Annotated in this window: 19 protein-coding genes and 2 pseudogenes; 11 read left to right on the top strand and 10 right to left on the bottom strand. The window is 68.2% G+C overall.

Annotated elements, in window-relative coordinates:
- Positions 1-37 precede the first annotated feature (37 nt).
- Both ACFY1U_RS33675 and ACFY1U_RS33670 read left to right on the top strand, forming a co-directional pair.
- Positions 38-1024: an NAD(P)-dependent oxidoreductase gene (locus ACFY1U_RS33675; RefSeq protein WP_390697932.1), complete on the top strand. Its 987-nt coding sequence runs from the start codon at positions 38-40 to the stop codon at positions 1022-1024.
- Positions 1025-1170: 146 nt separating this feature from the next.
- A pseudogene (locus ACFY1U_RS33670) lies at positions 1171-1530 on the top strand (transposase); the annotation flags it as partial.
- Between the two features lie 158 nt (positions 1531-1688).
- On the opposite strand, the gene ACFY1U_RS33665 reads toward ACFY1U_RS33670, so the two are convergent.
- The 3 genes from ACFY1U_RS33665 to ACFY1U_RS33655 all read right to left on the bottom strand — a co-directional run bounded on the left by ACFY1U_RS33665 (position 1689) and on the right by ACFY1U_RS33655 (position 7492).
- Complete coding sequence (locus ACFY1U_RS33665; RefSeq protein ID WP_390697931.1) at positions 1689-3956, bottom strand: M4 family metallopeptidase; 2268 nt, start codon at positions 3954-3956, stop codon at positions 1689-1691.
- Between the two features lie 960 nt (positions 3957-4916).
- Positions 4917-6128: an RNA-guided endonuclease InsQ/TnpB family protein gene (locus tag ACFY1U_RS33660; protein ID WP_390697930.1), complete on the bottom strand. Its 1212-nt coding sequence runs from the start codon at positions 6126-6128 to the stop codon at positions 4917-4919.
- Positions 6129-6301: 173 nt separating this feature from the next.
- Entirely contained in the window at positions 6302-7492 is a 1191-nt protein-coding gene (locus ACFY1U_RS33655; protein WP_390697929.1) for an IS110 family transposase, read from the bottom strand.
- A gap of 238 nt (positions 7493-7730) precedes the next feature.
- Here ACFY1U_RS33655 and ACFY1U_RS33650 point away from each other — a divergent pair, with 238 nt between their 5' ends.
- The 9 genes and pseudogenes from ACFY1U_RS33650 (at position 7731) to ACFY1U_RS33610 (ending at position 21045) form a co-directional block, all read left to right on the top strand.
- A complete protein-coding gene (locus tag ACFY1U_RS33650; protein ID WP_390697928.1) occupies positions 7731-8258 on the top strand; it encodes a MarR family winged helix-turn-helix transcriptional regulator in 528 nt (175 codons plus the stop codon).
- A 1364-nt stretch (positions 8259-9622) separates the two neighbouring features.
- Positions 9623-13657, top strand: a complete 4035-nt coding sequence (locus ACFY1U_RS33645) for an amino acid adenylation domain-containing protein (RefSeq protein WP_390697927.1) — start codon at positions 9623-9625, stop codon at positions 13655-13657.
- A 62-nt stretch (positions 13658-13719) separates the two neighbouring features.
- Positions 13720-14328, top strand: a complete 609-nt coding sequence (gene epsC, locus ACFY1U_RS33640; protein ID WP_390697926.1) for a serine O-acetyltransferase EpsC — start codon at positions 13720-13722, stop codon at positions 14326-14328.
- Between the two features lie 59 nt (positions 14329-14387).
- A pseudogene (locus ACFY1U_RS33635) lies at positions 14388-15359 on the top strand (acetyl-CoA carboxylase biotin carboxylase subunit family protein); the annotation flags it as partial.
- Positions 15348-16646, top strand: a complete 1299-nt coding sequence (locus tag ACFY1U_RS33630) for a pyridoxal-phosphate dependent enzyme (RefSeq protein WP_390698062.1) — start codon at positions 15348-15350, stop codon at positions 16644-16646. The pseudogene ACFY1U_RS33635 and the gene ACFY1U_RS33630, both read left to right, overlap by 12 nt.
- Positions 16643-17917: an ATP-grasp domain-containing protein gene (locus ACFY1U_RS33625; protein WP_390697925.1), complete on the top strand. Its 1275-nt coding sequence runs from the start codon at positions 16643-16645 to the stop codon at positions 17915-17917. Before ACFY1U_RS33630 ends, ACFY1U_RS33625 begins: the two co-directional genes overlap by 4 nt.
- Positions 17918-17999: 82 nt before the next feature.
- Complete coding sequence (locus ACFY1U_RS33620; protein WP_390697924.1) at positions 18000-19256, top strand: ATP-grasp domain-containing protein; 1257 nt, start codon at positions 18000-18002, stop codon at positions 19254-19256.
- Between the two features lie 50 nt (positions 19257-19306).
- Complete coding sequence (locus ACFY1U_RS33615) at positions 19307-20530, top strand: MFS transporter (RefSeq protein WP_390697923.1); 1224 nt, start codon at positions 19307-19309, stop codon at positions 20528-20530.
- A gap of 62 nt (positions 20531-20592) precedes the next feature.
- Positions 20593-21045: a cupin domain-containing protein gene (locus tag ACFY1U_RS33610; RefSeq protein ID WP_067238279.1), complete on the top strand. Its 453-nt coding sequence runs from the start codon at positions 20593-20595 to the stop codon at positions 21043-21045.
- Positions 21046-21117: 72 nt separating this feature from the next.
- On the opposite strand, the gene ACFY1U_RS33605 is transcribed toward ACFY1U_RS33610, so the two are convergent.
- The 7 genes from ACFY1U_RS33605 to ACFY1U_RS33575 form a co-directional block, all read right to left on the bottom strand.
- Positions 21118-21666 carry a nucleoside deaminase gene (locus ACFY1U_RS33605; RefSeq protein WP_390697922.1) on the bottom strand — a complete coding sequence of 183 codons (549 nt, stop codon included), beginning with the start codon at positions 21664-21666 and terminating at the stop codon, positions 21118-21120.
- Between the two features lie 27 nt (positions 21667-21693).
- Positions 21694-22530: an LLM class flavin-dependent oxidoreductase gene (locus ACFY1U_RS33600; protein ID WP_390697921.1), complete on the bottom strand. Its 837-nt coding sequence runs from the start codon at positions 22528-22530 to the stop codon at positions 21694-21696.
- A gap of 90 nt (positions 22531-22620) precedes the next feature.
- Entirely contained in the window at positions 22621-23853 is a 1233-nt protein-coding gene (locus ACFY1U_RS33595) for an MFS transporter (RefSeq protein ID WP_390698061.1), read from the bottom strand.
- Between the two features lie 319 nt (positions 23854-24172).
- Complete coding sequence (locus tag ACFY1U_RS33590; RefSeq protein ID WP_390697920.1) at positions 24173-25198, bottom strand: transporter substrate-binding domain-containing protein; 1026 nt, start codon at positions 25196-25198, stop codon at positions 24173-24175.
- A 283-nt stretch (positions 25199-25481) separates the two neighbouring features.
- Complete coding sequence (locus tag ACFY1U_RS33585) at positions 25482-25631, bottom strand: ATP-binding cassette domain-containing protein (protein ID WP_390697919.1); 150 nt, start codon at positions 25629-25631, stop codon at positions 25482-25484.
- A gap of 9 nt (positions 25632-25640) precedes the next feature.
- Positions 25641-25880: a hypothetical protein gene (locus tag ACFY1U_RS33580; RefSeq protein ID WP_390697918.1), complete on the bottom strand. Its 240-nt coding sequence runs from the start codon at positions 25878-25880 to the stop codon at positions 25641-25643.
- Positions 25881-26353: 473 nt separating this feature from the next.
- Positions 26354-26707, bottom strand: coding sequence for a tetratricopeptide repeat protein (locus ACFY1U_RS33575; RefSeq protein ID WP_390697917.1), 354 nt, complete (start codon positions 26705-26707; stop codon positions 26354-26356).
- Positions 26708-26710: the final 3 nt, after the last annotated feature.

Raw genomic sequence — 26710 nt, 5'->3', positions numbered from 1 at the left:
ACGTTACGAGCTCGTAGGATGACCGCAGTGTTCCCAGGTGATCCATAGTGTCTCCAAGCGGCCGGACGGCGGCGGTCCTTCAGGTGCGCCGGAGGGAAACGACAGACGCAACGACTGCCATGGCGGTGATTCCTTGCCCTCGCGCATAGCCCTCGTCGGTGCCGGCCGCATGGGGACACCTCTGTGTGGACGCTTCGTTTCGGCGGGCCACACGGTGACCGTCTCCGATCTGCGTCCCGAACGCGAAGAAGCGGTGCGCTCGTTGGGCGCGAACTGGGCGCCCTCCGTCACGACCGCCGCAGCCGGGGCGGATGTACTGGTCACCGTGGTTCCCGGACCCGATGAGGCTGCGGCAGCTCTTCCGGATGCCGTGTTCGCCGCCCTGGCCCCCGGGGCGGTGTGGATCGACATGACGAGCAACGCCCCCGTAGCCGCGCGGGAGCTGCGGGAACGAGCCGGGGCCCACGGTGTCGACGTCCTCGAAGCACCCATGGGCGGCAGTCCGGACGACGCCGAACACGGACGCCTGCGGCTGTTCGTGGGCAGTTCCGCTGAAGTCCTCGACCGGTGCAGGCCACTGTTGGAAGCGGTGGCGACACCGGACCGGATCCGCCACATGGGCGGCCCGGGAACCGGCTACACGACGAAACTCCTCATCAACCTCCTCTGGTTCGGGCAGGCCACGGCAACCGCCGAGGCCCTGCTGCTCGGACGCCGAGCGGGCATCGACCTCGCCGCCCTGCACGACACGCTGGCCGACAGCGCGGCGGGCAGCGACTTCATCCGCCGGGACCTGCCGGCCCTGTTCGCCGGGGACTACCTTCGCTCCTACGGCCTCGACCGCATCCACGACCAGCTCAAGGTCATCACCGGTGAGGCCCGAGACCTCGGCACCCCACACGAGATCGCCGACACGGTGCTGCGCATCCACCGGCTGGCCCTGGAGCGCTTCGGACCTGTGGATGGCGAACTCCTTGCCGTAGCCCTGTTGGAGGAGGCCGCCGGTACCCTGCTGCGCCCCTGACTGAAGCGCTCCGGGATCGGTGGTGGCTCTATGCGTTGACTCCAGCTGCCGGTTGGGGCTGGTGTTGAGCGTAGTAGTTGGTCTCATGCTCGTGGGGCGGTATGTCTCCGATCGCGGTGTGGAGGCACTGGTTGTTGAACCAGTCGGCCCATATCTCCCCGCGCTGGCTCGTCCGGATGCTGCTGACCAGGCCCGACAACCTCAGGGCCGAACAATGCGAGCTCCTGGCCTGGCTCACCGCGGCGTGTCCCGAGAGGACCCAACTGGCAGCAGGTATCAGGGGTTTCGCTGGGCTCCTTGCACCTCACGCCGACAATGCCGACGCGCTGTCGCGCTGGATCAGCCAGGTCCGTGGCATCGACCTTCCCCATCTGCACGCCTTCACCGGAGGTCTGGAGCGAGACCTCGACGCCGTGATCGCTGCCCTCCCGCTTCCGGACGACGACGGCCCCATCGAGGGCGTCAACACCAGGACCAAGCGCATCGCGCGTCAGATGCGTGGCTGAGCAGGCTTCACTCTGCTCGGCCACGCATCCTTCTCGGACAACGGCGCGTTCTGTCACCACCGAATGTGAGACAGGGCCGCGAGCCGGCGCCGGGAGAGACATGCCTCTGTGCCGTTGCCCGGACCGGCGAGTCCGGGCAACGGTGCGCCGTCTGTGGGTCAGGGCGTCAGCTGCCAGCGTGCGATGTATCCGACGTCGATGGGTGCCCGGTCCTGCACGCGCAGTTTCCAAGTGCCGTTCAACGGCTGCGCGGAGGCGTCGATGGTGAAGGTCTGGTCGACGTTGTCGGCGGAGCCGCCGCTGCGGTTGAGCAGGGAGTAGACGGTGCCGTTGGGGCCGACCAGGTCGACGGTCAGGTCACCGCGGTAGGTGTGGACGATGTTGACGTAGACAGAGGTGGTCGCAGAGGCGTTGCCGTCGCGGCCGGTGATGGTCACCGGTGACTCCACGGCGGGCCCGTTGTCCGGTATGTCCACGCGGGTGGCGTTGGCGTAGACGTAGGCGATCCGCCAGCTGAAGGTCTTCGAGACGGACGCTCCCGTGCTGTCGGTGACCCTGACGGTGACGTCGCCGGTGCCGAGCGTCGTCGGCGTGCCGGTGATCAGACCGCTGGGGCTGATGCTCAGGCCGTCGGGCAACCCGGTGGCCTCGTAGGTCAGTGTGGCTCCGGTGTTGGTGGTGTAGGCGTCGAGTTGGAGGCTGACCGCCTGGCCGATTCCGCTGGTCTGGTCGGCGATCGGGGCGAGGTTGACTCCGAGGGCGATGCGGTTGCCGACGTTGATTGCCGCCCAGGCGTCGGCGACGGCGAGGTAGGTCGGGCTGTAGGCGCCGAACAGGTCGGCGGCGGCGGACAGGGTGGCGGTGCGGGCGCCGGCGTAGTCGGTGGTCGAGGTCATGTACGTCGTCAGGGCGCGGTACCAGATGGCGGCGGCGTTCTGGATGCCGACGCCGGTGACGGGCTGGCCGTCGTAGGTCGGGCTGTCGTAGGAGACGCCGTTGACGGTCTTGGCGCCGCTGCCCTCGGAGAGCAGATAGAAGAAGTGGTTGGCGGGACCGGAGGAGTAGTGGACGTCGAGGCCGCCGAGGGAGGGGCTCCAACTGTCGGCGGAGGCACCGTCCTTGGAGGGCTTGTCCATGTACCGCAGCGGGGTGCCGTCACCGTTGATGTCGATCTTCTCGCCGACCAGGTAGTCGCCCGGGTCGGCCGGAAGGTTCTCGTAGAACTCCACGGCGGCGGCGAAGATGTCGGAGGTCGCCTCATTCAGGCCGCCGGACTCGCCCGAGTAGTTCAGGCCGGCCGTGGCCGCGGTGACACCGTGGCTCATCTCGTGGGCCGCGACATCCAGCGCGGTCAGCGGGTGGTTGTTGCCCGAGCCGTCGCCGTAGGTCATGCAGAAGCAGGAGTCCTGCCAGAAGGCGTTGACGTAGTTGTTGCCGTAGTGGGCGCGGCTGTAGGCGGCGACGCCGTCGTTGCGGATGCCGTTGCGGCCGAACGTGTTCTTGTAGAAGTCCCAGGTGGCCGCGGCACCGAACGCGACGTCCACGCCGGCGGTCTGGCGGTTTGACGGCAGGCCGTCGCCCCAGACATCGTTGTCGTCCGTGAAGAGGGTGCCGGTGCCCGACGTGCCCTGGTTGAGGTCGTAGGTCTTGTGTCCCGCGCGGTCGGGGTCGGTGAGCTGGTACGTCGATCCCGACTGGGTTGTGCCCAGCGGGACCGCGCCGACGTACTGGCCGGTGCCGGTGCCAGTGTCCACCTTCTCGGCCGCCAGGAGCTGTTTGCCGGTAGTGGCATCGGTGACGACCTGCAACTCGCTGGGGGTGCCGTCCCGTTGGACGCCTTCGACGACGCTCTCCCAGGCCAGAACGGGGTTTCCGGAGCCGGCCCAGATCACCAGGCGGGGCTTCCGCTCGACCTCGGAGCCCTTGACCCGGGCGTGCTTCGAGACCGCCTCGGCCTTGTCTGCGGCGGTGGCTGAGCGGATCCTCGGGCTGAGCGAGGACACGGCAAGGGGCGCCCGGCTCGCCTTGGTGACGGTGGTGCGACCGCTCCTGTCGTGGACGACGAGATCGCCGCCGAGGACGGGCAGGCCGGCGTAGGTGCGCTCGTAACGGGTGTGCGTGGTGCCGTCGGCGTCCGTGATGACGTCCTTGACGACGAGTTTCTCCTTGACACCGAGGCCGATACGGCGTGCCGTGTCGGCGGCCGAGGTCTGGGCGTTCTTCAGCAGAGCGGCGCGGCGGGCGGGCGTCAGGGACGCCGGCAGGGCACCGACCCGGGGCTTCGCGGTGATTTTCGCGGGGCTCGGGGCGGCAGGGGCGGCGGTGGCGTGACCGGGAAGGGTCAGGGCGAGCAGAGACCCCAGGGAGCTGAGAGCGAGGGCGGTGGCGCGTCTGGGCCGGGCAAGGGTGCGGTCTCGCAGGGGCAACGGTTTCTCCTTCGATATGACGGCCCAGGGGGCCGCGGGCGGCACGGAGCGGCAGAGGGCGCCGCTCTGGAGGCTGCACGGCATGCGGGTGGAAGGAGGTGGGGGGTGAGGATGGGGGCGGGGGGGCGCTGCGGGTGCACCGCGTGGTGAATGTGTCAAGGAATGGTGAACTTCCTGCAGAAGAGTGACACCGCACGGCCGAACTGTCATGAGCTGGTCAAGCGATCGGCTGGAAATGGCTTTGGAGATCAGGCAAATCGGAACGGACGACGCCTGTTTTCGGCCGCACCGGACGCGGGTCAGTCGTCCTCGTCGCGGATATCGGCGAGCGGAGACTGGCAGGAGGCTCAGGGCCGCCCACGCCGCGCGCCGGGAAGTAGGGCGGAACCCTCCGAATCCGAGCCGGCAGCCCGTGGGCTCTCGGCGTCCTGGCGGGGCAGACACAGGCGATACTCGGCGATGACCAGCGGGCCCATCCGCCGGTCGGGAGGCCACGCAGGAGGCTTTCGTCCGTACTTCTCTCCAACTCGCCGTGCATGCGCTGGCGCATCGTCACGCCTTCAACCCGCTGGGCAAGGTAACGCCCGAACAGATACAGACAGTGAAGACCGCGATGGCTGCCGCGCACCTACCGTGCGCCTGTACGGACCTGGCCACCCGCCCGCTGCCCCGGGCCGGGACCCGCCTGGGGGGTGGCCCTTGAGGCTGGCCAGAAGATCGTCTTCGAGCGCGGCGGTTCCTCAGATGGCCCCGGTGCGGGTCCGACTCTGTACCTGCAGACCGAGGGGGGCGGCGCCCGCTGCCGCACCTTGCGCGGCTGCCGCCCCGGGGAGACATGGGAGGCATCATTCGAAGTAGATCGACGGAAAGTAGATTGGCCATGATCCACTTCCCGTCAAGCTACTTTCTTGCGGGCGACCACCTCGCCGCCGATACTCGCCCCTTGACTTCCTCCCCTGCCTAAAGGCGGGGGATTCCAGCGGTCGCCCGCTGGGGTTCCTGCTTCACCGACGACCGCCCCGTCCGGGAGGACTCCCGTTGAGGTCTTACACCGTCTCCACAGGCAGACGCCGCCAGCCCGGCGGCCAGGATATTGCGCGCCGCGTTCACATCGCGGTCATGCACCGCACCGCAGTGCTCGCACGTCCACTCACGCACATGCAGCGGCAGCTTCGCCGCGACCGTGCCGCAGGCCCCGCACAGCTTCGAGCTCGGGAAGAAGCGGTCGATCACGACGAGGTCGCGCCCGTACCAGGCACACTTGTACTCCAGCATCATGCGCAGGTCCGTCCAGGCCGCATCCGAAATGGCACGCGCCAGGCGCCCGTTCTTCAGCAGGTTGCGGACGGTCAGGTCCTCGATCACGACCACTTGGTTCTCGTGGACGATGCGCGAGGTCAGCTTGTGCAGGAAGTCCCGGCGCCGATCGACGATCCGCGCGTGGATGCGGGCAACCTTCCTGCGGGCCTTGGCCCGGTTCGCAGAGCCCTTGACCTTGCGCGACAGCTCCCGCTGGGCGCGGGTCAGGCGGGCCCGGTCTTGGCGTTCGTGCCGCGGGTTGGTGATCTTCTCCCCCGTGGACAGGGTCACCAGCGAGGTGATCCCGGCGTCCAGGCCGACCGTGTTCGCGGTGGCGAGCGCGGGCGTGATGGTGTCCTCGCACAGCAGGGACACGAACCAGCGGCCCGCCGCATCCCGGGACACGCTCACCGTGGTCGGTACCGCACCCTCAGGCAGCGGACGCGACCAGCGGATGTCCAAAGGCTCCGCCATCTTCGCCAGCGTCAGTCGCCCCTCGCGCCACGTGAAGGCGCTGCGGGTGTACTCGGCCGACGCACGGGACTTCTTCCGGCTCTTGAACCGGGGGTACTTCGCCCGCTTGGCGAAGAAGTGGGCGAACGCCGTCTGCAGATGGCGCAGCGCCTGCTGCAGCGGAACGGAGGACACCTCCGTCAGGAAGGCCAGCTCCTCGGTCTTCTTCCACTCCGTCAGCGCGGCGGACGACTGCACATAGGAGATCCGGCGCTGCTCGCCGTACCAGGCCCGGGTCCGCTCCTCCAACGCCTTGTTGTACACCAGGCGGACACAGCCGAACGTACGCGACAGCTCCGCCGCCTGCTCGCCCGTGGGGTAGAAGCGGTACCTGAACGCCCGCTTGACCTGCCGCGCCATACCCCACAACCTATCAACTCCCATGCGAGCGACGGGCGTCGGCCGGTGAGCGGCAGGCGCCGGTCCGCCCTGGCGGCGAACCGACGTCTCCTGCCCTGCTCCGCAGGAACTTCGTTTACTCCCCCGACTGAAGCCGGGGGTATCCACAAAGGAGAGACATCCCAATGTTGAAGTCAAGCCGCTGCCGTGACAGGTGGTGTGGCTTGGTAGCACACTCCGTCACGGAGCATGGCCCACAAGACGTTCAGCCTTCGACGCGCGAGGGCCAGCACCGCTTGCTTGTGCCCCTTGCCTTCGCTTCTCTTCCGGTCGTAGAAGGCGCGCGATGCCGGACAGCACCGCAGACTCACCTGGGCAGCCAAGTACATGCTCCGCAGCAGTCCGCGGTGGTAGCGGCGAGGCCGCCGCAGGTTGCCGCTGACCGTGCCGGAGTCACGGGGCTGCGGGGCGAGGCCGGCGAAGCCGGCCAGGCGGTCGGCGGTGCCGAAGGAAGCCATGTCTCCACCGGTGGCGGCGATGAACTCGGCAGCCAGACGTGGACCCATGCCGGGCATACTGATGATCACCTCGGCGTGTGGATGCTCGCGAAACCGGGCCTCGATGAAGGCGTCGAGTTCGGCGATTTCCTCATCGAGGGCTATCACCCCCTTCGCGAGGCGGAGGGCCATCGCGGCGGCCAGCCTCTCGCCGGGCAGTGCCGTGTGCTGGGCCTCGGCCGCCTCCACGGCGGTCTTGGCGAGCGCGGCGGCGCCGCGGACCTTGCGGTTCTTCAGCCACGTCTCGATCCGCTTGGCGCCTGCGCGACGGATCGCGGCTGGGGTCTGGTATCCGGTCAGCAGCATGACCGGGCCGTGGTTGGTGAGGTCCAGCGACCGCTCCAGGGCGGGGAAGATCTCCAACAGTTGAGCCCGCAGGCGATTGATCTGCCGGGTGCGGTCGAAGACCACGTCCAGGCGCCGGGATGTCAGGATGCGGAGGTCAACAGCGATCTCGTCCCCGGGCCTCAGCAGCCCGACATGGCGGCGGACCCGCGCTTGGTCGGCAATGACGAAGGCGTCCTTCGCGTCCGTCTTTCCCTCGCCCCGGTAGGTGCCCGACGCACGGTGGACGGCGAACCCGCTGAGGTAAGCGACGGGCTGGTCGTGGTTGAGCAGGAGACCGATCAGCAGTGCGGCGACGCCCCGGTTGAGGTCGAGAGCCCACAGCACGTCGTCGGATATCTCCAGGACGTCCCCGATCAGCGTCAGCAACTCGGTCTCGTCGTTGCGCACACGGCGCGACAGCAGCCGCTTGCCTTCCGTGTCGATCACCACCGCATGATGGTGGGTCTTGCCGATATCCAGCCCCGCCCAGATCTCGGGCACCGGTCACCTCCGCCGCTTCGTCGACCCTCACGATCCCGCAGACGACCTCGCCGACGTGGTCTTACAGAAGCGATCAACGTCGCAAATCCCAATTGGCAGTCGAGTCGTCGCGGGGCCCCGGGCGGCCATGTCTCTCAAGCCGTCGTACGGCACCCAGATGACAGCCATACCCGGAGCCCCTGGGTCCTCCGATCTTACGAATGACCAGATCAGACCCACGACTGAAAGGTAAGACCCGATGAGTGCACGCCCTCCGCAGCGTAAGGACCCGGCTCAGCGGCAGAAGGACCCGGTCGACACCATCATGAATCAGTGGGCGACCGCACGGCCCGACCTGGACATCACAGCGATGGAGGTCTTCGGCCGCGTCTTCCGGGTCGCGCATGCGATGGGTGACCGGATGGACAAGGTGTACGCCCGATTCGGCCTCTCGCGCGGCGAGTTCGACGTCCTGGCGACCCTGCGCCGCGCCAGCGAGCCGTACACCCTCTCCCCCCGCCAGCTCTCGGCGACGCTGATGCTCACCACGGGAGGCATGACAGGACGCCTGGACAAGTTGGAACGGGCGGGTCTGCTGCGCCGCTCCCCCGACCCGCGCGACCGTCGAGGCCTTCAAGTGACCCTGACGGAGGAGGGGTTGAAGCTAGTCGACGAGGGGGTCGGTGCCGGTTCCATCGTCCAGACGGAGGTTCTGTCGAGTCTCGATGACGCACAGGCCGATCAGCTGGCCGGCCTGTTGCGAATGTTGCTCGCGGGGACCGAGTGACCGAGGGCCAGCTCTTTCCAGCCGGTCGGCGACCGGGCCTTCGATCGCAGCGTTCTACCGGCCTGCGATACCCGCTGGAGGGTCTGGCCGTATTCGTCATCGGCGAACAGCCGCCCGAAGACATCGCGGAACGGACGGGTGACGTCCCCTTCGGCGATGCCGTTTGGGCGGGCCGAACGATCGGGACACGGGATCCCGTGGTGGACACCGGCACGCAGAGACTTGCGGCTTCCCCCGCGGATTCTGTCGCCGCGAAGTACCGTCACCGGGCTCCTGTCTCCTGCCCGTAGCACTTCGACCAGTTCGCCAGCAGGGTCAGGGCCGGAAAGTCCGCAACAGCGGCCGAACAAGGAGTCAGGCGTCGCATCGCCGTGGTCTGCATCGTTCTCGACCGCACCGCCCTGAGCCGCCTGGTCGGTGCCTAGCGGCGGGGGCAAAGCCGGGAAGGTGGGCGGTGGCGGCCAGGCTGAGGATGGTGGAGTCACAAGTCCCCGCAGGCGTGTCCCTCGCGCGCGGGCGGTAGCCGTCGCGCCGGTCGGCTCTCTCCTCACCCGGCCCGTACTCACCCACAGAGGGCTTCGGTTACTGGTGAGGCGATCTCAACTGCCCACGTAGCGACCACCGTTGCAACTCCGTGAACGCTTCTTTAAGGGCTCGGCTTCATCGGCCGGCGGCAACGGGGAACTGGCTGTGTACAGCATTCACTACAGCAGATGGCACAACGATTCGCGCCTCCATCGGGGGTGGCCGGCCGGCTCCCCTTGACTGTCATGGACCAGGCCGTTGCAATACCGGCCGGATGAAGGATCCTCAGCATCACACCGATGGCGAATAACCGGAGCAACGTCCCCCTATTTGCACCCCGCAACGCTTCGACCCTCCCGGCGTGGCCGAGATCCTTGCAGTGACGATTACTCCCAAAAGGGGCGAGTGAGTCTGTTTCTCAAGCTCGCGTCGGTCATCTCCATCGTGTACGTTCCGAGCAATCACCGAGTGACTGACTTGTTTTGACCCACTCAGCACCGCCCCCGAGGGGAAGGTGCAAGATCGCCACGAGTACATGGATTGGCCGGGGGAGGCGTAAAAGGCGTGTCTGTACCAGCCTTTGATGGAGCGCAGAATCCCTGTGGGCGATGTACGGAGACGCATTGACCGCCGGCCTGGCCCGTATGGTTCCGGCAGGTTTTCACAGCGACCGCTCACGTGAATGTCGCATGTTTTCCGACGGCTTCCTTCTAGAACGAAGCTGATCATCGATCGCGCTTACCCAATGCCTGCTTTCGCGGGTGTGTTACGCGCGTCGACCTCAAATTGACGACTTCCAGGTTCGAAGGATGATGGCGAAACTAACGGGGTCCGAGGAATTGTCCCTGTCAGACATGCTGCGCGCGGCCACCCTCGCCCAGCCCGACCGGACAGCCGTCTCCTGTGGCGCGGAGCGGCTGACCTTTCAGCAGCTCAGTGAGCGCAGCAGGAGCATGGCTGACCACCTGCGGCAACTCGGTGCGGCGACGAACGAACTGGTCGGCATCTTCATGGAGCCGTCCGTCGACCTCATGGTGAGTGTCTGGGGCGTCCTGCACGCGGGTGCCGCTTACCTGCCCCTGTCGCCGGAGTATCCGGATGAGCGTGTGCGCTACATGGTCGCGGACTCACAAACCAAGGTCGTCCTGACGCACGAGTCTTTGGTTTCCCGCCTGGCCGCGATGACACCACCGGGAACGAAGATCGTCACAGTCGCCCAGGCGCGAGCTCTCCCGGAAGCCGAGCCGGACACCGTGGCCGCCGCTGTGTCGGCCCCGGCGCCTGTGCAGGGCGACAGCCTCGCGTACGTCATCTACACCTCGGGGAGCACGGGCAACCCGAAGGGCATCGGCATCGAACAGCACAGCATCGTCAGCCAGATGCGCTGGCTGACCGACGAACAAGGGTTGGACGAGCGCAGGACAGTACTGCAGAAGACGCCACTGAGTTTCGATGCGGCCCAGTGGGAGATCCTCGCACCGGCCTGTGGCAGCAGCGTGGTGATGAGCGAACCGGGCCTCTACGCCGACCCCGGAGGGCTCATCGACCTGATCGTGGCGCATGGGGTAACCACCCTTCAGGGCGTGCCCACACTGTTGCAGGCGCTCGTCGACACCGGACGGCTCTCCGACTGCACCTCGCTCACCCACCTCTTCAGCGGCGGTGAGGCGCTCACCAGGAATCTGGCGATCGAGCTGCTCGACGCGTTGCCAGATGTGGAACTGGTCAACCTGTACGGCCCGAGCGAGTGCACCATCAACGCGTCGGCCCACACCGTGGACCGCAGGACCGTTGAGCACAGTCCTGATCACATCTCCATCGGCCGGCCGGTCCGGGGCATGAGTTTCCACATCCTCGACGCCGCCCGCCGTCCTGTCGCACCAGGTGAGTCGGGTGAACTCCACATCGCGGGACGTCAACTCGCCCGCGGGTACCTGAACAGGCCCGAGCTGACCGCCGAACGGTTCATTCCCAACCCGTTCTCCACCGATCCCGCATCGGCCCGTTTGTACCGCACCGGCGACCTGGCCCGATGGAACGACGACGGCACCGTGCAGTTCCTCGGCCGTACCGACAGTCAGGTCAAGCTGCGCGGCTTTCGGGTCGAGCCGGACGAGATCAAGGTGTCCATCGAAAAACATGACTGGGTGAAGCGCGCCGCCGTCCTGGTCCGGGACGACACCAGAATCGGCGCCAATCTCATCGCCTTCATCGAGCTCGACCCTCATCGGGCTGCGTTGATGGATCAGGGCAACCACGGCGCCCACCATCAGTCGAAGCAGAGCAGGCTGCAACTCAAGGCGCAGCTGGCGAACCTGGGTGTCCGCCAGGTCGACGGAGTGCCGGTCGTCGAGCTGCCGGGACGCTCCGCGACGCCCCGGCAGCGGCGCACGGTGTTCGCCCGCAAGACGTACCGATTCTACGAAGGGGGCGAGGTCACCCGGGCCGACATCATCGGCCTACTGGCCCAGCCGACACAGCAACCGGCCGCGCCCCGGGACCCCGCAACCCTGACGCTGTCCGAACTCGGCGCACTCCTACGCTATTTCGGGCAGTTCACCAGTCGCGAACGGCTGCTGCCGAAATACGGGTACGCCTCCCCCGGCTCGTTGTACGCCACGCAGCTGTACCTGGAGCTGTCCGGCATCGCCGGCCTCGAACCGGGCTACTACTACCACCACCCGATCAACCACCAGCTCGCGCTGATCAGTCCCGCGCCACTCGGCACGCCGAGGCTGCGCGTCCACTTCATCGGGCGCCGGTCTGCCATCGAGCCTGTCTACCGAAACAACATCCGGGAAGTCCTCCACTTCGAAGCCGGCCACATGGTGGGCCTCTTCGACCATGTCCTCCCCGAGTACGGACTGCGGATCACCGCCCGCGCGGGGGCACCCGAGGTCAAAGACGTCCTGCGCTGCCCGGACGAGGACTACTACCTGGGCACGTACGAGGTGGAGACGGCCGCGTCCCCGGCCGTCGACAGCCCGGTCGATCTGTACGTGCAGGCCCATCCCGACCGGATCGCCGATCTGGACTGCGGCCAGTACCGGTATGTCGGCGCCGAGCTGATGCGCGTGTCCGAGGACCTGATCCGTAGGCAGGATGTCATCGCCATCAACCAGGAGGTCTACGACCGCGCGAGCTTCGGGATCAGCCTGATCGGCCGTGCGCCCGGAGCCTGGCAGCGCTACGTCGATCTCGGCAGGGAACTGCAGCGCCTCCAGATGAACGGCCTCGATCTGGGGTTGATGTCGTCCGGCTACAGCTCGGAGAGCGGCAATCCCCTGCCGTCGGCCCGGCGCATCGCGGACATCCTCAAGCTCGGGTCTGATACCGCCTCGTACTTCGCCGTCGGCGGCCGTATCAGTGCCGAGCAGCGGCTCAGCGAAGGTATGAAGGAGGACTCCGTCCACATGCGGGGGCCGGCCGAGATCGTCAAGGACAACCTCGCCGAATCCCTGCCTGCGTACATGGTGCCCAACCGGGTCACGGTGCTGGATTCCTTCCCGCTCACCCCGAACGGGAAGATCGACCACCAGGCCCTGCGCGAGCTGGACAAGGTCGCGGTGGACGGCACCGACGCGCCGGTCGTGCCCCCGCGGACGCCGACAGAGGAAGCCATCGCCGCGCTGTGGCAAAAGGTGCTCAGGCAGGAACGGGTCTCGATCCGGGACAACTTCTTCGCCGCCGGGGGCCACTCACTGACCGCGGTCAACCTGGTCGGCCGGATCAACCGGGAGCTGGGCAGTTCCCTGCCGCTCCAGGTGCTGTTCGACGCGCCGACCATCGCCGAGCTGGCCAGACGCGTCGATCGTGAGCCCGCGACCGCGCTGCCCCGGCTCGTGCGGCTGCGTGCCGGATCCGGCGGACGGCCGGTCTTCTGCTGGCCCGGGCTGGGCGGCTACCCGATGAGCCTGCGGCTGCTGGCCGGCAGGCTGGAGCTGGACCGGCCGTTCCTCGGTGTCCAGGCGTGCGGCATCAACGCGGGCGAGAGCGCCTACCCGACGTTCGACGAGACGGTCGCCAAGGACATCGAACTCATCCGGCAGGTCCAACCGGTCGGCCCGTACACCCTGTGGGGTTACTCCTTCGGGGCCCGGGTCGCGTTCGAGGCGGCCCATCAGCTGGAGCGTGCGGGCGAGCGGGTCGACGAAGTGATCCTGATCGCGCCGGGCAAGCCACCCGTGGAAATCCGCGACGCAGCGCCCACCGAGGCGTCGGTCAGCTTCACCGACAGCACCTTCGTCTCGATTCTGTATTCGGTGTTCGCCGGAAACCTCGAGCAGTCGGCGGTCGACGCTTGCGTGGCCGCGACCCACGACGAGGACTCCTTCATCGCATTCGTCTGCGGTCGGTTCGAGCACCTGGAGCGTGAATTGGTGCGCCGGATCGTCGGCGTGGTGCGGCGGACCTTTCTGTTCGAGTACGCCCCCCACGAACTGGCCGAGCGCAACGTCGCGGCGCCGATCACGGTGTTTCGGGCCAACGGCGACCAGGACTCCTTCATCGACTCCGGCCACACGCTGTCGAGCACACCCCTCAGGATCAGCCAACTCGGGGCTGATCACTACGAACTGCTGCGCGCGAACGGAATAGACGAACTCGTCGCCGCCCTTCAGGCCGCACGACTCCCCAGAAAGGCCATCGGAGTGCCTCACGTCAGCATCAAGCATTTCCCCAACAACCTCGCAGCCGATCAGATTTCAGCCCTCGTCGACGCGATCACCAGCGCGGTACGGACCGCTTTCTCCGTCGACGAAGGTGCGGTGTCGATCGCCCTCGAACCGGTGACCCAGGACGCCTGGACCGAGCGGGTGTACATACCGGAGATCGTCAAAGGCAACGGAAACCTGGTCAAGGCCCCGAACTACTGAGGTCGGCCATCGCATTCGACCGTGCCAACGGAAAACCAGGACATGACATTACGGAGGATCGCATGCGTAGGATGATCATCAGGGCGAGGGAAGACCTCTCCGTGATCGTCGCGCGAGACCCGTCGATCCGCACCCGCGCGGAAGCGCTGCTGCATCCCGCGCTGCCGGCGCTGTGGACCCACCGGCTGGCACATGTCCTCTACACCCGTGGGCACCGTCAACTCGCCCGGATCCTGGCCTACCTGGCGCGCGCGGTGACCGGCGGCATAGAAATCCATCCGGGCGCGACGCTGGGTCGGCGCGTGTTCATCGATCACGGGGCCGCGGTGGTCATCGGGGAGACGGCCGAGGTCGGCGACGACGTCACGATCTTCCATCAGGTCACGCTGGGCGCGGTCGGCTGGTGGCGGGACGGGCGGCGCGAGCCCGGTGCCCGCCGGCATCCGGTCGTCGGTAACCGGGTGGTGCTCGGCACCAACGCGATCGTGCTCGGTCCGGTCACCGTCGGCGACGACGCGTTGATCGGCGCCGGTTCGCTCGTACTGGGCGATGTGCCGCCAGGCGCCCGGGTGATGGCCCCCGCGGCCGAGGTCGTGCCGCGGCTGTCGGCCGCGGATCGCGAGGAGGCGGACCAGTTGCTGCGCGCGCTGGCCACCTCCGGGTGCTGGTGACGGCCCGCCCGGTTACGTCCCTCGCTCGTCGTTTCTCGTTCCAGCCGACCCGTGTCGGCATGCCATCGGAGGCAGAGATGATTCACGTCGGTGTCGTGGAGAGCAACCTCTCCGGATCCGGCTTCGAAGGCCTGCAGATCATCAAGGAACTCGACTGCCGTGTCACTTTCTTCACTCGCGACCTGGACCGGTACCTGGAAGTGCCGGGCGGCCCGGCCTACTTCGACAACTACGTCGACGAGATCGTCCACTGCGAGACGAACATCTTCGAGGAGCTACTGCCGCATGTGCACGCGGCCGCGGCCGAGCATCCCTTCGACGCGTTCCTGACCCTGGCGGAGTACGACGTGGTCGTGGCCGCCGAGGTGGCGGTCCACCTCGGGCTCCCCACGGTCAGCGTCGACGGTGTCACGACCGCACGCAACAAGGCGTTGATGCGCCGTCGCTGCGCCGAACTCGGCGTCGCGATACCGGCGTTCCGCACCGTGGAGGACCCCGCCGAGGCCGCGGCGGCCGCGGCGGAGATCGGCCTGCCCTGCGTGGTGAAGCCCGCCGACGAGACCAGCAGCGCCGACGTCCGGCTGGTGGAGACCGCGGCGCAGGCCGCCGAGCATGTCGCGCTGATCCAGTCCCGGGCGGAGAACACCCGGGGCCAGGCCCGCTACCACGAGCTGATGGTCGAGGAGTACCTGAGCGGTCCCGAGGTCAGTGTGGAGGTTCTGGCGGACGGCGACCGGTACGAGGTGTTCGGGGTGACCGACAAGTCGGTCACCGGCCAGGGCTACTTCGTCGAGCTGGCCCACAGCTTCCCCTCCAGCCTGCCCGAGTCGGTCGTGCGCGCCTGCGGCGACCTGGCCGTGGAAGCGCTCCGCGCCGTCGGGTTCGACCTGGGCATGGCCCACGTCGAGATCAAGGTGACAGAGTCCGGGCCCAAGCTCATCGAGATCAACCCGAGGCCCGCCGGCGGCAAGATCACCTACCTTGTCGATCGGGCTCTCGGCATCCGGTCCCTGGAGCTGGTGGCGCGGCAGTACCTCGGGCAGCCGCTGCCGGCCCGGGTTCTGCCCGAGCGGCCGGTCGGCGGCGCCGCCATCCGCTACCTGACCGCGCGGCCCGGCCGAGTCGTGTCGGTCAGCGGCCGGCAGCGGGCTGCCGCACTGCCCGGCGTCGAGGAGGTCGTCGTCAAACCCAAGCCGGGCTCCGTGGTGCGGGAGTTGCGCCGCAACGGCGACCGCGCCGGTCATGTGCTCGTGGTGGCCGAGAGCGCCGAGCTCGCGGCGCGCACCGCGGAGGCCGCCGTGCAGGAGATCAGCATCCGGACCGAGCCGGTCGCCCGGCGCCCGATCGCGGACTCCCTGGTCGACCTGATCGGCGGTACACCGCTGCTGCGGCTGCCGGTTCACCGCATCGTGGACGGCGTCCCGGGCGACGCCGAGGTGCTGGCGAAGCTGGAGCTGTTCAACCCCTGGTCCAGCAGCAAGGACCGGGCCGCGCTGTCGATGCTGCGCGGCGCCGAGGAGCGGGGGCTGCTCACCCCGGGTGACGGCACCGTGATCGAGGCGACCTCGGGCAACACCGGCATCTCGCTGGCCGCGCTGGCGGCGGCCCGCGGTTACCGCTGCGTCATCGTGCTGCCGGACAACGCCACCCAGGAGCGGGTGGCCATGCTCCGGACGCTCGGCTCCGAGGTGGTACGGACCCCGCACACGGGCGGTTACCAGGCGGCGGTCGACAAGGCTGAGGAACTCCACCGGCAGACCCCCGGGTCGTGGTTCTGCTGCCAGCACGACAACCCGGACAACACGCGGGCGCACTACGAGACCACCGGCCCGGAGATCTGGAACGACGCCGACGGGCGGATCGACGTCTTCGTCTGCGGAGTGGGCACCGGCGGCACGCTCAGCGGCGCGGGGCGGTACCTGCGCGAGAGCCACCCCGCGGTCCGGATCGTGGCGGTGGAACCGGCGGGATCACCGCTGTTGTCCGGCGGCGAGCCCGGCACGCACACCATCCCGGGCTTCAACGGCGGCTTCATCGCGCCCACCACGGAACGGAACCTCATCGACGAGGTGATCGCGGTCTCCGACGCGGACGCACTGGCCACCACCCGGCAGCTCGCGCTGCGCACCGGCCTGATGGTCGGTGTCTCGGCCGGTGCTGTCGTCCACGCGTCGGGTGTCCTGGCCGCACGTCCCGAGTACCGGGGCCGGCGTATCGTGACTCTGCTGCCCGACACCGGTGAGCGGTATCTGAGCCTGCTCGGCCGCGAGGCGGAGCCGGTACCGGCCGGAACTGCCGACAGCGGCGGTGCCCGGTGACGGCGTCCGCAGCCACCGATGTCCGGCCCCGTCTGCTGATGGTGATGCCGTACCGGCAGTTCGTGCGGAAGGCACAGGCCAAGGGGTTCTGGGTCGGTGCGATCTGGGACCCCCGGCTGGAGTCGCCGGAGTATCTCGACGACGTGCGCGCACTGGCGGACCTGTACGTGTCCGCCGACTTCCGGGACACGGAGCTGCTGCGCCGCACTCTCCACGCCGTGGCCCAGGAGCACCGCGCCACGGCGATCTACCACATCGGCAGGGAAGAAACGATGGTCACCGCCTACGAGGTGGCCGAGGACCTGCATGCCGAGCTCAACCCGGCCGCGGCCATCCGCGTGCTCGCCGACAAGCATGCGATGCGTGAGCTGCTCGCTCGGCGCGGGCTGTCCCCGGTGTCCTTCGAGGCGGCACCGACACGGCAGGAGGTGCCGGACGCGGTCGACCGGATCGGCTATCCGGCCGTGGTCAAGCCGGCCGCGCTCGCCGGCAGCCGAGGCGTGTTCCTGTGGCAGGAAGCGCAGGACCGGGCGGCCTGGACCGCACTCGTCGACCAGTACGGCTACGACGGCCCGTTCCTGGTCGAGGAGTATCTGCGGGGTTCCGAGTACAGCGTGGAGACGCTGAGCAGGGACGGCCGGCACCAGGTCATCGGCATCACCGAGAAGCTGCTGGGACCCCCGCCGCTGTTCGTGGAGGTGGGGCACGTCCATCCGGCGCCGCTGCCGCAGGACCGCCGACGGGCCGTCGAGGAACTCACCACGGAGTTCCTCACGGCATGCGGGTACCGGTTCGGCCCGGCGCACACCGAGGTGATCTGGACGGAGCGCGGCCCGCGCATCGTCGAATCGCAGGCCCGTCTCGGCGGTGACCGGATACCACGCCTGGTCGAGTTGGCCACCGGACTGGACATCGAGCAGGCGATCTTCGCCGCCCTGGCGGACAGGCCCGTCGAGCCCGCCGAGCCGACGGCGACGGCGATCGTACGGTTCTTCACCTTCCCGCCCGGCCGCGTCGACGAGATCCGTGGCCTCGAGGCAGCCGCCCGACTCGGACACGTCGACGAGCTGAGCCTCCGGCTGAGCCCGGGCGACACCGTGTCGGCGGTCCGCGACTCCAAGAGCCGGCACGGGCACGTCATCGTCTCCGGTGCCTCCGCCGAGGAGGCCCGGGCCCGTTGCGCGGAGGTGCTCACCGCCATCGAGGTCGTCATCGACAACACCCCTGTACGAGCGGACGGTCGCGCCGGAGCGCTCGGGACACCCCGATGAGCACCGTCGGTCACGAGTCCCCCCACCCCCGAAGAAAGGCAGTGACCATGCAGCGGTTCCTACCCACAACCAGGAGGTCGCCATGACCACCCCCGCCACCGACGCACAGGTGGTGTTCGTCGGCTACAACGCGGCCTACCTGCGCGCGATCGACGGGAGCGTCCCCAGCGGGTCGGTCGTGGTGATCGAGGAACCCGACATCATCCGCAAGCGGGACCTGCAGGACGCAGCGGCACGCTTCGACTGCCTGGACCGCATCGTCCCGGCGAGCTACCAGCAGTCGGCCGAGGCCCTCGACCTGGCGGCCGAACTGACGGCCACACGCCCGGTGGCCGCCGTCGTCCCGGGTCTGGAGTACGCAGTGCCGGCAACGGCCGCACTGGCCGAGAAGCTCGGGCTGCCGGGCGCGACCGAAACAGCCGCGCACGCGCTGCGGGACAAGGTCCGCCTGCGCGAGGTCTCCGGAGCCGGCGGCGTACGCAATCCACGCTGGCGCGAGGTGCACGGGCCCGCTGACATCCTCGAGTTCGCCGGCGACGGTCCGGTGGTGGTCAAGCCGGCCAACCGGCAGGCGAGTGTGGGCGTGCAGCTGCTGGACACGGTCGACGCCGCCACCGCGGCACAGGCATGGGAGCGGACCTCGTCCGCCGCCGAGTACGAGCAGGTGCCCGACCGGCAGCTGGCGTGGCGCTTCCTCGCCGAGGAACGCCTGCAAGGTCCCGAGTACAGCGTCGAGGCGCTGGTACGTCGGGGCGAGATCATCTTCGAGAACACCACGGCCAAGACCGTCATCCCGGGGCCGTATCCGGTCGAGCTCGGCCATCTCCTGCCTGCTCCGCTCGACCGGGACACGCAGACCGCGTTCGAGACGGCCATGCGGGCCCTGGTCGCCGCCATCGGCTTCCAGACGGGCATCCTGCACGCGGAGTGGATCCTGACCGAGTCGGGCCCGACGCTGGTCGAATGCGCCGGCCGCTGCCCCGGCGACTACCTGATCGACCTCATCGACCTGGCCTACGGCACACGGATCAGGCTCACGCTCATCGACCTGCTTGCCGACCGACCCGTCACACTGCCCCGATCGGCGCAGCAGACCTCGGCGATCCGGTTCCTGGCCGCCGAGCCGGGCACCGTGACGGAGGTCGCCGGCCTGGACACGGCACAGGAGTTGCCCGGCGTCCAGGTCGCGGAGGTGGACGTCGAGGCCGGCCAGGAGGTCCGGCCGTGGGCATCCTCCTGGGACCGTGCCGGACACGTCATCGCGACCGGGCCGGACGCGGACACCACCCGTCAGCGCGTCCTGGACGCGGACGCCGCCATCCGCATCGCTACCGATTGAGGAAACACATGTCTGTTCTGTGGCAACGCGTCCGCGGATGGCGCGGGTCCATGCCCGGAGGGTCGGTCGGCATACGGCTGGCCGTGATGGCGATGATCGACGCGGTGGGCACCGGTGCCTTCCTGGCCGTCTCCGTGCCGTTCATCACCAGGTCGGTCCACTTGTCGGAGGGCAACCTCGGTCTCGGCCTGACCCTTTCCGCCGCCATCGCCCTGGGCACGGCGATCCCGATCGGCATCCTGGCCGACCGGATCGGCCCGAAGAAGGTGCTGGTCGGGGTGAGCCTGTGGCGCTGCGCCTGCTTCGTGGTCTACCCGCTCGTCCAGAACCTGTGGCAGTTCCTGACCGTGGTGTGCCTGCTCGGCCTGGTCGACAAGGCGGCGGCACCGATGGAACAGGCGCTGGTCGGGCAGGCGACGGCGACCGAGGACCGGGTCCGGGTGGTCGCGATCCTCCGGTCGCTGCGCAACGTCGGCTTCACCGTCGGCGCCCTGCTGGGCGGTATCGGGCTCCTGATCGACACCCGGGCGGGCTACACCGCGATCCTGCTGGTCAACGCTGCCTCCTTCGCCGTCCTCGCGAGCCTGGCCTCTCGGCTGCCGGTGCTCAGCGCGCCGGCGAAGAGCCTGCGCCGGCGTTTCTCGGTCAGTGTGCTGCGGGACGGATCGTTCCTGTCGTTCACCGGGATCAACGCCGTGCTCACCATGCACATGACCTTGCTGAGCATCGGCATCCCGCTGTGGATCGTCGGGCACACCGACGTCTCCTCCGCGCTGATCTCCCCCCTGGTGGCAGTCAACACCGTGCTCGCGGTCGCCCTACAGGTGCGGGCCAGCCGGGGCACCGACACCATCGCCGGCGCAGCACGGGCCCTGGTCTGGGCCGGCATCTCCCTCGCGGTCTGCTGCCTGCTGCTCGTCGCGGCGCCGAAGCTGCCGGTCGTCCTCGCCGTCGGCGTGCTGCTTCTGGCCATGGTCGCGCTGACCGGCGGCGAGTTGTTCCAGTCCGCCGGCGGCTGGGGCGGCTCCTATCTGCTCGCGGTGCCCGGCCAGGAAGGCGTCTACCTCTCGGTCTTCTGGCTCGGCGTGGCCATCCAGCAGATCGCGGCACCGGTCCTGGTCAGCCTGGTCGTCACGACCGGCACCACGGGATGGGTCGTCCTGGCCGCGCTGTTCGCCGTCTGCGGCCTTGCCGCACCGGTCATCGGCCGATGGGCCCAGGCACAGGCGGACAGCAGGCCCCAACCGGACCCGACCCTGGCCGAGGCCACGTAACCACCCCTGCACGCCGCCCCTCCAGGCGCGTCGGCACAGTTGATCACCACCTAAGGAGAGACATGTCCGTTCCGCTGTACGTTCCGTCCGGCGAAGGCGAGTTCGTCAACATCCGGGACACCAAGAGGACGTACCTCAAGCTCACCACAGCGGACTCCGACGGCGAGTTCGGCTTCTTCGAGCATCACATGGCTCCAGAGGCCAGCGGCGCCAGCCCGCACATCCACAAGCAGTCCACCGAGATGTTCTACGTGGTCAAGGGCGAGATCGAGTTCACCATAGGCGACCGCAAGGTGGTGGGTGAGCCCGGCGCCTTCGCCTACGTTCCGAAGGGCGAGCCGCACGGCTTCACGAACAGGGGCAACGAGGACGCCACCCTGCTGATCATGTTCTACCCGATCTACAACCGCGAGGACTACTTCCGCGGTCTGGGGCGCCTGACGGCCAACGGGCGCAACCCCAGCCTGGAGGAGCTGCAGGAGCACATGGCGAAGTACGACCAGTTCATGGTCTGACCCGCGAACCCATGGCAACGACCGGGGCCTGGCATCGGATTCCGATGCCAGGCCCCGGTGTTCGTGCCGCCGTCAGTCGCTCGCGCTGTTCCTGGTACGGAAGCGCCACTGCAACTCACGTACCTCCTCGGCGAGTTCCGGGACCGGACCCGCCACCTCAAGGCCGGGAACGATGTCCTGGATGGACAACGGACTCAAGGGCGAGGTCACGGGCACGCCCCACTCGGCCTTCCAGTCCCGAGCCTGCTGGGACGAACTCGCGTACACGATGCGGCCCAGTCCGGCCCACCCGTGCGCGGCCGCGCACATCGGGCAGTGCTCACCGGAGGTGTACACGGTCGCCGTGGCCCGCTCCTCCGGGCTCAGGTGGGTCGCGGCCCAGCGTGCGAGTTCGAACTCGGGGTGCCGGGTCGGGTCGCCCGTGGTGGACTCGCGGTTGCGGTCCTCGGCAAGGATCTTGCCGTCCGCATCGACGAGCACGGATCCGAACGGCCAGTCGCCGGCCTCCACTGCCTCGGCCGCCAGCTCGATGCAGCGGCGCAGATAGGGCAGTTCGGCCTCCTTGACGATGGTGGCGCTGTCGGTTCCGGTCTCGGAAAGGTCGTGGTCGTTGAGGGCCACTGTGACTCCGTCTCTTTGGGGTGTCGGCTATGACCGGTGCGCGGCCACGGTCGCCAGTGCCTGCCACGCGGCCTCCGGCCGCAGGGTCTCGTTCGGATCGCCGTGGTACGGATCGAGCAGTACGGTTTCGGCGCCGGCCAGACGCAATTCCTCGATGTCCTCGAAGATCTGCTCGAGGGTGCCCTCGCCGGCCCGGCGATCCGGGTCGTCGATCGCCTTTTCCGTGAGCCGGAGATAGATGCGGGGCGCCAACTCCGGCACCGGCTGATCCAGTTCGGCAGAAATATTCTTCAGCCGATCCACGGCGTCCCTGAACCAGGGCATCGTGAACCGCAGTGGATGCCATGGAGAACCGAAACGTACGGCCCGCCGTATTGCGGCGTCGCTGTTACCGCCGACCCAGACCGGAATCTGTCCGCAGCCATAGTCTGCGTCGTTTTCCCATGCGATGCGCAGGGTCCGCAGGAGTTCATCGGTCAGAGCGCCACGCCGTTCGAACGGGACGCCCAGCGCCTCGAATTCCTCTCGGGCCCACCCGACCCCGACACCGAGGATGAGTCGCCCGCCGCTGAGTTGCTGCAGGTTGGCCGCCATGCGGGCGACCAGCAAGGGATGCCGGTAGGGCGCGACGAGAACCGTCGTGCCCAGCTTTATCCTGTCCGTGATACCCGCCAGCCAAGCGAGAGTCGTGACAGGTTCGTAAAATGGAGCGGGATATTGTTTGGCGACATCAGATGTAATCGCCACATGATCGGAGAGCATCAACAGGTCGAACCCGAGACCCTCCACGGCTTTGGCCCAGCGGGCCAGGTTATCCCGGTTTGCACCCGGGCCGAAGTTGGGGACATTCACGCCTATCCGCATGTCCCAACACTAGCAACTGCGCACCACCGGCGTGCAGTTGTCGCCAAGTCTTCCGGTAACGCAAATACATGAGGAGTGACGGCCAGTCGGTCAGTCGTCGTGCGACAAGCCGCAATTCTTCGAATCCGGTAGACGCGCTGCGCGCAGGTTCGGGAGGAGAAATGCGGCCAGGACAGCCGCCGTCGCCGGGAAGAGGGCGGACGGGCCACCGAGGGATAGCAAGGGTCCGCCCGCGAGCGCGCCGATCCCGGTCCCGCCGTCGAAGGCGACGTTCCACGCGACCCCGGGCACGCCGAGACCGGCGGGGCTGTCGCCGGCCACCTGCATGGCGAGCACCAGGGTGGCACTCTGGACCGCGCCGAAGCCCGCTCCGAACAGGGCAGAACCGGCCAGCAACAACGCCGGCTCATCAGAGGCCGCGCCCGTCGCGGTGCCGAGCGTCGTGACCAGAACCGCAGGTATCAGCACCCGGCGGCCGCCGTACCGGTCGATGAGCCACCCGGCTCCGAGCCGGGAGAGCACGGTGCAGGCCTGCGCGGCCAGCAGCGCCACGGGCGCGGCCGAGGCGGTCAGCGGCAGGAAGGTGAAGACGACGCCGTAAGCCGTGGTGGAGGCGGTCTCCACCATCAGGGAGCCGGCCATGGGGCGCAGCGAACGCCATGTTCCGTGCATGGTGCGTGGGCGGCGGGAGCGAGGACGGACCGGGCGGGCGGGCGCTGCAGCGCGAGCGAAGCCGAACGAGCCGACCAGGACCAGAGCGGCCGTGCCCGCCGCCAGGGCGAAGGCGAGCGCGTACGCCTCGTGCCGGGCAAGGGCGATGCCCAGCGGAGCCCCCAGGATGCCGGCGACACCGACCACCGCGCCGTACCAGCCGATGGTTCGTCCCCGGTTGCCAGACGGGAACAGCTCAGCGGTGAAGGTGACACCGGCGACGACGAAGACGCCGAATCCCAGCCCGCGTACTGCCGTAAGGCCGGTCAGGACAGGCAGCGTGGAGGCCGCCGGCAATACCAGGCACGGCAGCCCGAGCAGCGCACCACTGGCAGCAAGTAGGTGCCGCCGTCCCAGCCGGGCGAAGAACCACGGCGTGAAGGGCTGGACGACCAAGGTGGCCGCCATCAAGGTGGCGGTGAGCACTCCGGCGCCCGACGGTCCGGCGCCGGAGCGGACGGCGTACCCGGGCATCGCGGAGAGCAGGAGATTGAAGCTGGCGAAGCCACCGAACGCGGCGATCAGGGCGCCGGCTATCGCCGTCCGCCGCTGCCCGGCGGACAGTGCAGGGCAGGGGTCGGTCGACTCGGATGGGTCTACCGGCGTGATCATCGCAATGCGGCCGTGCCCGTGAGCCTGGTGTGCATCGAGTCCCGTGCCGAACTTCGCGGCGAGTTCGTCGAAGGCGGCCCGCAGCTTCGGCTCGCTGTCGGGCACCTGCCCGTCGAAGCCCTTCCTGCCGACCGTGGGACGCCGGGCATGGCGCCAGGTCGGGCAGTAGCCCTCTTACAGGACCGCGAAGGACACAATGACGGGAGGTTGGTGGACACGGTGGTTCGGCATCTCCGTTGCGAGAAAGCGGATGGGCGGGGCCACGCCCGCTCCGGGGCCGCGCAGGTGGCGGTGGCGAGGCCCCGGAGCGGGCGACGGATCAAGAGTTGTCGAGCGGCAGTCCGGGCGGGTTGACCTGGGACTTGGCGACGGCCTCGTTGGACAGATTCCAGGCGGCCAGCCACTTGGCGTACTGACCGTTCTTGATCAGGTAGTTGATCGCGTCGGAGATCGGCTTGGCGAGACCGCTGTCCTTCTTGGAGGTGGCCGCGATCAGGCCCTGCAGCGAGGCCCCGGCGCCGGAGAACGTACCCGCGTTCGCCGTGGGCTTGGGCGTCTTCGCGGTCTGCGTGATGTGATACGCGATGGTCGGATTGGGGCCGAAGTGGGCATCGATCTTGCCGCTGCTGAGCGCCACATAGACGCTGTTGTTGTCCGGGTAGTGCTTGACGACGAGCTTCTTGCCCTCGTCCTGAAGCTTCTTCTGCCACTCGAGGAGGATGCGCTCCTGGTTGGTGCCCGCGCCGACCTCGACGGTCTTGCCGGCAAGGTTCTCGTAGTTGCCGTCGAACTTCCAGTTGCTGGACCTCAGCACCTCGAAGGCGAGGTTGTCCTGCCGGTAAGAAGCGAACTCGTATTTCCGCTTGCGCTCCTCGGTGTCGGTGATGTTCGAGAACCCCACGTCCACCTTGCCGCTGTCGATGCCGACGAAGAGGTTCTCCCAGGTGAAGTTCTTGCTCTCCGGCTTGAGGCCGAGGACCGCGGCGACGAGGCGGCCGATGTCGGTCTCTGAACCCGTGAGGGTCTTCTGGTCGTCACCCACGTAGTCAAGCGGGGCAGAGCCCGACGGCAGGGCACCGTGGCCGATCACCAGCTTGCCGCTCTTCCTGATGGCATCAGGCAACTCGGCGCTGATCGACTTCACCTCGGACACCTTGAGGGTGGTCTCCTTGGCGGCGCCGTTCGAGAACTGACCGACGGTCACACTTCCGGAGGCGGCGTCGTTGGCCTTGGTGGCGGCGTCGCTGTCACCACCGCAGGCGGCGAGCCCCTGAGCGAGGGTGGTGACGGCGATCGCCGTGGTGATGCCGCGTATCAGGCTGGGTCGGGTGAAGCGGATAGACATGGCCGTTCCTTGTCACTGAGGGAAGGTGATGGCGTGGGGGGAGATCATCTGTGCGCCGTGGGGCCACAGTGGAGCGAGGTGGGGCAGTGGGCCCTGCTCAGGAAGTCCCGGATCCGTTCACGTGGGGGTTTGTCAGGAACCTGGGAGAGCGGACCCTGGTCAAGGATCTTGTCGCCGCCGATGAAGACGCCCCGGCCAGTCCTCGCCACGTATCCGAATGCGATGGATGACGGTGACCAGGAAGGTACATGCAGATGCCAAGTTCTTGATGAAGGCGAAGATCTCACCAACACGCTCGGCGTCGCGCGGAAGTCAGCTCGTCGAAGAGAGTCACGTCCGGGCGCAGCACGCGGGCGTGGGCGACGGCCGCGCGCTGCTGCCGTCCGCCGGAGAGTTGCCGCGAAGAAGGGCCGGTCCTCGCAGCTGGGCCCACGCGGCGGAACTATGCGCAGGCGAGCTCCGGCTCGGCACATCGGCGGTCCAGGGCGGCACGTACCGCCTCGACGTCCTGAGCGGGACTCGGATGCTCGTCGCGGAGGGCAAGCACCTTGCGGTCCCGCAGTGTGCAGCTCAGTTCCTCTGCGGTTCGGTCGTCGCCACCTGTCTTCAGATGGATGCCGGTCACCTTGGCACCGACGGGCCCTCCCGCTCGTCGGATTTCATAGCTCGCGACAGTGCTCACGGCTCTCCCTCTGTGTGCTGGCGTTACGGGAATATCACGCTGGGGCCGCCTCCTGCGGGACAGGTGAAGGCGACATCAGACGCGACGACAGGTCGACGCGTCGACGCGCGCCAGATCCACGTACAACCTGCGGTACAGAACTACTGGGATGCTCACCTCCCCATGTCTACCAGGCAAAGCCGAGACCGATCATTGCAGGTGCATGAATCTTCCGGGCCAGCACCAAACGCCACACGCCCGGTACTTGAGTGACTGTCAGCTCGGGCAAGTCGACGACCCCGATGCGACCAGCTGTCTGGCCACGCTCGGCCTCGTCGACAGCCACATCCACCCGCGGTGACGCTGCTGCCCGGCCGCAGCGACGACGTGACGCTGCAGGAGGTCCGGCCATCCACGAGTGTTCTCCGACGCCGGGTGTTCAAGGGAGTTGGGCAGGAAGGGCTCTGGCATGGCGCAGATGGCGGTGGCCGGATTCAAGGACGTGTTCGGCGGGTGTGCAGGATGCTCAGTCCTTCAATGCGGGCCTGTTGGGTGTATCCCGCGTCGGCGAGTGCCTGCACCCGGTCCAGGCGGCTGCGGATGACATCGGGGTGTTCTGGTTCCAGCAGGCGGGTGCGGTCTTCGATGAGGGAGGAAAAACGCGACTGGGCCTCGTCATGGCGGCCGGCGCGGGCTGCGAGGGTGGCCAGGCTGCTGCGGATGGCGAGCGTGTGCGGGACTGGGACTGGACGTTCACGGTCAACTTCATGTCCGCCGTCCGCGCCACCCGGGCCGCCCTGCCGCACCTGCTCGCCACAGGAGCAGGTGGACCTGCTGCGCACCGGCACCCT

The organism is Streptomyces sp. NPDC001351 (assembly GCF_042896045.1).
GTDB lineage: Bacteria > Actinomycetota > Actinomycetes > Streptomycetales > Streptomycetaceae > Streptomyces.
Note: the sequence above shows the minus strand (reverse complement) of the source record. Positions and strands in the feature narration are given on the sequence as shown.